The following is a 2665-nucleotide window of genomic DNA, read 5'->3' as shown; positions in this document are numbered from 1 at the left end:
CGGAGATGGGTATAAGAGACAGGGGCCTCGGAGACGTCCGGGTGCGGGGCGTGGGGCCAGGCGGCGGCGTCGGCGCGCTCGCCGGAGTCGGCCGGGCGCGGCACCGAGGCGTTGTTCATGGTGAGCGTCGGCGTGTCGCCCCCGCCCGCGGCGGCCGCGGACAGCTCGCATCCGCACGCGCCGCAGAAACGGTCACCCGACTCCACCGGCTCCGCACAGCTCGGGCACTTCGGCAGGGCGGCCTGCTGGTGCATCTGCGACATCAACTACACCCACGTCCGGGGGCGGTAACGGTTGGCACGTTCCACCAGGTCGATCCTCTCCTCGCCGCCGGGCGCCAGCCGGGCCAGCGTGCGGTACGAACGCTCCAGGCCGAAGCGGAGGCCCCGCTCGTCCAGGTCGCTGCCGAGCAGCACCCGCCGGGCGGCCGGGTCGGCGGCCCGGCCCCCGGAGAGTACCCAGTCCAGCGCGCAGCCGAGGACTTCCGCCGACAGCCGCTCACGCCGCACCGGATCCAGAGCGTACGCCTGAAGTGCCTCCACCTGCCCGGCGGCGGCCGTCAGGTCCTCCAGGAACGGCGTGTCGGACACGGCGGCCGTCCGGTGCCGCAGCCGCGCCCGTACGGCCGCCACCCGCGCCGCCGTGTAGTGGATGGAGGACTCCGGAACCGACTCCAGGGTCCGTACGGCCCCCCGCCGGTCACCGGTGGCCAGCTGGACGCGGGCCAGGCCGAACGCGGCGCTGACCTGGCTCGGGTCGGTGGACCACACCAGGCGGTAGTACTCGGCGGCGTTGTCGAGCTGGCCGAGCACCTCCGCGCACAGGGCGAGCGCCAGCTTCGGCGCGACCTCGCCGGGGAAGGCGTCGTAGATCGCGTCGAAGGCGAGGGCCGCCTCCTCGTGGTCGCCGGTGACCAGGGAGACCACGCCCCGGTACCAGACGACCCGCCAGTCGTCCGGGTCCTCCTCCTCCAGAGCGCGCAGGATCCGCAGCGCGACGGCCGGCTCGCCGGTCTCCAGCCGGGCGCGGACCTGGCGCAGCCGTGTCTCGGCGGACTGCGTGGGCGCCGCCGCGAGCGCGTGGACCAGCTCGGCGGGCGCGGACGTCAACAGTCCGGCCAGGAAACCCGCGTTCGGGTCGGCGGGGTCGACGTGGGGGACCGGCAGGGCGAGGGCGGCGGCCGGCGCGTCGACGGGCGCGACGAGGCCCGGCGGAGCCGGCGTGCCCGGCGTACCGGGGCCGCCGCCGTTGCCGTGCGCCGCGCCGGCGGGGAGCGCCGGGGCGGACCCGCGCGTGCGCGGCACCCGTGCCCCCAGCCGGGACACGTCCCCGTCCAGACGGGGGAACAACTCCGTGTCCGTCACCCTCAGTTCCGGCCCGAACAGCGTCGACAGGGCCGGCCGCGCACGGCCGGTCTGCAGGGACACGACCTCCCGCAGTACACCCGTCAGCTGCTCGGACATCTCCTGCGCGGAGGCGAACCGGCGGGCCGGGTCGGGGTCGGTGGCGCGGACCAGCAGCCGGTAGAAGGACTCGTACCGGCGGAAGACCTCGATGTGGTCGGGGTCGGGCAGACTGTCCGCGAAGACGTTCGTGTAGCCCTGGAAGTCGAACGTGAGCACGGCGAGCGTACGGCCCACCGTGTACAGGTCGCTGGCCACCGACGGGCCGGCCTCGGCGACCTCCGGCGCCTGGTAGCCGACCGTGCCGTAGATCGCCGACTCGTCGTCGTCCATGCGGCGCACCGCGCCCATGTCGATCAGCTTGAGCTGGTCCTCGGTCTGGATCGCGTTGTCGACCTTGAAGTCGCAGTACAGCAGGTTGCGGCTGTGCAGGTGGCCGAGCGCCTCCAGGGCCTCGATGCCGTACGCGCACGCCTGCTCCACCGGCAGCGGATCCCGTCTGCCGTCCGGGGTGCGGCGGGAGTTGGCGATCTCCTTCAGCGACTTGCCGCCGACGTACTCCATCACGATGTAGCCGTCGAGGGAGCCGGTGCGCTGGTCGAGGTGCTCCACGAAGTTGTAGATCCGCACGATGTTGGCGTGCTCGATCTCCGCGAGGAACCGCCGCTCGGAGATCGCCGCCTCCATCGCGTCCTGGTCGCCGGTGTCCAGCAGGCCCTTGAGCACCACCCACCGGTCGGACACCGCCCGGTCCACGGCCAGGTAGATCCAGCCCAGGCCGCCGTGCGCCAGACAGCCCGCGACCTCGTACTGGCCGTGGACGACGTCCCCGGCCCTCAGCTTGGGCACGAAGCTGTACGGGTGGCCGCACTTGGTGCAGAAGCCCTCCGTACGGCCCGGCCGGTCACCGCGCGCGCGGCCGACCGGCGCCCCGCAGTCCGCGCGCGAGCAGAACCGCTTCCGCTCCGGCACCTCCGGGTTCTCGAGCACCATCGAGTGCGGGTCGGGCCGCGGCACCTGCGGCACCTGCACCAGTCCCGCGCCCAGCCGGCCGCGGCCGGAGGAGCCCGTCGTGGAGCCGGAGCCGCGCACCGACACCGAACGGCCGGCCGGCCTGCCCGACAGCGAGCGCGACAGCCGCCCCGACACCGAGCGGCGGGACCGGGAGGAACCGGTCGACTGCGACGACGTACGGGAACTGCGGGCGCTGGAGGCCGAACCGCCGCTCGGTGTCGGGGCGGCTGTCGCGCTCGCTGTCGGGC

Annotated in this window: 1 protein-coding gene and 1 pseudogene; both read right to left on the bottom strand. The window is 74.2% G+C overall.

Annotated features, from left to right (window positions below; translation table 11 throughout):
- Positions 1–263, bottom strand: a pseudogene (locus C1I97_RS35005) (serine/threonine-protein phosphatase); the annotation flags it as partial.
- Positions 264–266: 3 nt separating this feature from the next.
- Positions 267–2665: serine/threonine-protein kinase (locus C1I97_RS35000; protein WP_111006988.1), on the bottom strand; the 2399-nt coding region annotated here is incomplete at its 5' end.

This window comes from Streptomyces sp. NTH33 (assembly GCF_003236365.1).
Taxonomy (GTDB): Bacteria; Actinomycetota; Actinomycetes; order Streptomycetales; family Streptomycetaceae; genus Streptomyces.
The sequence above is the reverse complement of the archived record's forward strand: the minus strand, read 5'-3'. Positions and strand labels throughout refer to the sequence as shown.